5 protein-coding genes are annotated in these 3,114 nt (G+C 48.9%); 1 reads left to right on the top strand and 4 read right to left on the bottom strand.

All coding sequences use genetic code 11. The annotated features are described in order from the left end of the window. Nucleotides 1–153: 153 nt before the first annotated feature. From ACEW8P_RS18470 to ACEW8P_RS18460, 3 genes are all read right to left on the bottom strand, one after another. Nucleotides 154–441, bottom strand: coding sequence for a type II toxin-antitoxin system RelE/ParE family toxin (locus tag ACEW8P_RS18470; RefSeq protein ID WP_373514553.1), 288 nt, complete (start codon nt 439–441; stop codon nt 154–156). Beyond that, the gene (locus ACEW8P_RS18465; protein ID WP_373514552.1) at nt 438–662 is read right to left on the bottom strand and encodes a hypothetical protein; all 225 of its coding nucleotides are present in this window, start codon (nt 660–662) and stop codon (nt 438–440) included. The genes ACEW8P_RS18470 and ACEW8P_RS18465 overlap by 4 nt, the downstream gene beginning before the upstream one ends. 83 nt (nt 663–745) lie before the next feature. Further along, complete coding sequence (locus tag ACEW8P_RS18460; RefSeq protein ID WP_373514551.1) at nt 746–1,090, bottom strand: hypothetical protein; 345 nt, start codon at nt 1,088–1,090, stop codon at nt 746–748. Nucleotides 1,091–1,211: 121 nt separating this feature from the next. Between ACEW8P_RS18460 and ACEW8P_RS18455 the strand changes: the two genes are divergently transcribed. Next, on the top strand, nt 1,212–2,207 hold the full coding sequence (locus ACEW8P_RS18455) for a glycosyltransferase family 9 protein (protein ID WP_373514550.1): 996 nt from the start codon (nt 1,212–1,214) through the stop codon (nt 2,205–2,207). On the opposite strand, the gene rsmA is transcribed toward ACEW8P_RS18455, so the two are convergent. Beyond that, nucleotides 2,204–2,974, bottom strand: coding sequence for a 16S rRNA (adenine(1518)-N(6)/adenine(1519)-N(6))-dimethyltransferase RsmA (rsmA, locus tag ACEW8P_RS18450; RefSeq protein WP_373514549.1), 771 nt, complete (start codon nt 2,972–2,974; stop codon nt 2,204–2,206). The genes ACEW8P_RS18455 and rsmA overlap by 4 nt on opposite strands. Between the last annotated feature and the right edge of the window lie 140 nt (nt 2,975–3,114).

Raw genomic sequence — 3,114 nt, 5'->3', positions numbered from 1 at the left:
GAACTCACCCAAATCAAAGGCGACCAGGGGGCCAAACCGCTACTAAAAAAGAATCTGAAAGATGTAGCGTTTGTGGATTTCGAGCAGGGAGTAATAGATTTAGATACGCCGGGGGATTATGCGGCGTATTTGGGGGGGGAAGATTCGGAGTAGTTATCCGCGATTTTTATAAACTTTTCTTCGGTGGTCTATTTTGACAATTGTGACGGTCACGATTTCGTCCTCGATAGAATAAACTACCCGGTAATCGCCAATTCTAATTCTGTAAAGAACCTTGGATTTAACAGATGGCATGTAGAACTCGTTGAGCTGACTGTATCCGAGTGGGCGAGGATTTTCCGATAACTGCTTTATCGCTAAATTTACCCTTTTACCAATGTGGGCTGGAAGTTTGCTCAATTCTTTCTCAGCAGATTTTTTGAATGCGATTTTGAAGCTCATTCCCTGCTCCATTTAGCTTTTAAATTCGCCTGTACCTCTTCCCAGGATACCGTGTCCTCATCATCTCGTGCTATTGCATCCAAAGTGTCCTCGAAGTCCTCCATCATGGATTCAAAGAATTCTCTCATTACTTTGTTTGTGAGATCGAGTTTTACCGCTACGGGGTTGCCATCTTTGTCGTAAGAAAAAGTTTTGTATTTTTTGAGTGCATTTACTGTCATTTCGAAATTTCATTTAATATTTCCAAATATGGAAAGGTACAACCTAAATTTTGAGGCCTGTATTTACAAGCAATATACCCTTTTCACGAAAGCCACCGCAACACCAGCGTCCAATCGAGGAGAATCCCCTTCTCTTTGAATTCCAGAAAATAATCTGCTCCCGCCAAAAACAAATAACTGATGGCCAGCCACTTTTTCTTCTGTTCGTAGCGTGGGCGGTTATGAAAATACTCGTACACCATTGAGGCCGAGAAGCCAATAACCATTAGTAGAATGCAACAAACGCCCACATCCTTGCGGTAATGGTAGTAGGTACGCAAGGCCGGAGCGCCCAGGGCGAGGTACAACAGCCAGCACCCGAAGCCTGCGCGGTAGAGGAATACGCTGAGGCGGCGATCGTTCTTTATATCCAGGATTTCTTCGATCATGGCTGGGAGGGCTAATTTGGGAGTGAAGTTAGCAATCTTGCCAAACAACTCCAACAATCATCCAACGCTGCCTGATTTCCTTTTATTTTTGCCATGAACTAAGTTGTATAGAAACTGAATTTTGCCTAAGGTCGTGAATAACAAGTCTGTCAAGTTCCTGATCCTGCGCTTCTCGTCCATTGGCGACATCGTGCTGACGACGCCCGTCGTGCGGTGTCTGAAGCAGCAGTACCCTGGCGCGGAGGTGCATTACTTCACTAAAATCCAGTATCGCATTCTGTTGGAAGAAAACCCGTACATCGACCGCGCCTGGTACCTGGACAACAACCTGAAAGCCCTTTTGCCCGAATTACGGGGTGAGAAATTTGACTACATTATTGATCTGCACACCAATTTGCGGACTCTCCGAATCAAGCTCGCGCTCAGTGCTCGCTCGTATAGTTTTCCTAAGTTGAACACCCAAAAATGGTTGCTGACGAACCTGAAATTTAACGTCATGCCGCTCGTGCATATCGTGGATCGCTACATGGTGACGGTGGCGCCGTTGGGCGTGACTAACGACGACGAGGGACTCGACTACTTCATTCCCTACCGCGACGAGGTGGAGCGCGACTGGCTACCGACCACGCACCGCGCGGGGTTCGTGGCCTACGCCATCGGGGGCCAGCATGCCACCAAGCGACTACCAGTGGCACGGATGATTGAACTTTGCCGAAAAATAAACTACCCGACGATTCTTCTGGGCGGTAAAGAAGATTTCGAGGCGGGTGAGGAAGCACGGCTGGCGCTGGGTGATGCGCTGGTTTTCAACGCTTGCGGCAAATGCAATCTTAATCAATCGGCCTCCCTGGTACGGCAGTCGGCATTCGTTTTTGCGCACGATACGGGTCTCATGCACGTGGCAGCAGCTTTCAAAAAGAAAGTATATTCGATTTGGGGCAACACCACGCCGCTGTTCGGGATGTATCCCTACCAAACACCGCACGTGATTCTGGAAAATAACGATTTATCGTGCCGTCCCTGCTCTAAAATTGGCTACGCGAAGTGTCCGAAAGGTCATTTCAAGTGTATGAAGGAGCTTTCTCTTGATTTTGAGATCAGGGAATTAGGCCTTTAATCCATCGCTTCCTGCACCAAAAGCGTCAGTGCTACGAAATCTTCTACGCTCAGCTGCTCGGCGCGTTGGTCGAGGTAGGGCGAATCCAACTCCACACCCAGTGGTTTTAGGGCGTTGCGAAGGGTTTTGCGCCGCTGATTGAAGCCCGTTTTGATGACCCGGAAAAACAGAGTTTCGTCGCAGGCCAACTGCATCGTCTCGTTGCGCAGCAACCGAATTACGCCCGAATTTACCTTCGGCGGCGGGTTGAAGGCCTCGGGTGGGACGCTGAACAGATACTCTATGTCGTAGAATGCTTGTAAGTACACGCTCAAGATTCCGTATGCCTTGTTGCCGGGTGGGGAAGCCAGCCGCTGAGCTACTTCTTTTTGCAGCATACAGACAATTTCCGGCACCTGATCGCGCTGTTCCATGACGCGAAAAAAAATCTGGGAAGAAATATTGTAGGGGAGATTTCCGATAATGGCGACTTTTTGATCCGTGAGTCGGTCGAGACGCCAACGCAGGAAGTCGCCCTCGATCACGCGCGGCGCGAGGGCAGGGTAGTGTTCTTTAAGGTACGGCACCGAGTCGCGGTCGATTTCGATGACGTGGGTTTCGTAGCTTTCGTTTTGGAGTAAATATTGCGTCAAAACGCCCATGCCCGGCCCAATTTCGAGTACCGTTTCGTAGCCCTGATGCGGCACCAGACTATCCACGATACGGCGGGCGATGCTCTGATCACGCAGGAAATGTTGACCGAGGGATTTCTTGGGGCGAATCTTCATTTTTTTGGAGGGACAGAGGCATTAAGTGACGGGATGGCAAAGGAGTGTTTTCACAATGAAAGACAGCATGCGCTAAAATTACGCTAAATTCATAGATTTGATTTGTCAGGGTGTACGCGCTTCGCTTTCAGAAACGATTT

Source organism: Persicitalea sp. (assembly GCF_041751555.1).
GTDB lineage: Bacteria > Bacteroidota > Bacteroidia > Cytophagales > Spirosomataceae > Persicitalea.
Note: the sequence above shows the minus strand (reverse complement) of the source record. Positions and strands in the feature narration are given on the sequence as shown.

Coding starts and splice junctions, on each gene's coding strand:
- ACEW8P_RS18465 (WP_373514552.1), bottom strand. CDS start 662: ATGACAGTAAATGCACTCAAAAAATACAAAACTTTTTCTTACGACAAA.
- ACEW8P_RS18460 (WP_373514551.1), bottom strand. CDS start 1,090: ATGATCGAAGAAATCCTGGATATAAAGAACGATCGCCGCCTCAGCGTA.
- rsmA (WP_373514549.1), bottom strand. CDS start 2,974: ATGAAGATTCGCCCCAAGAAATCCCTCGGTCAACATTTCCTGCGTGAT.
- ACEW8P_RS18470 (WP_373514553.1), bottom strand. CDS start 441: ATGAGCTTCAAAATCGCATTCAAAAAATCTGCTGAGAAAGAATTGAGC.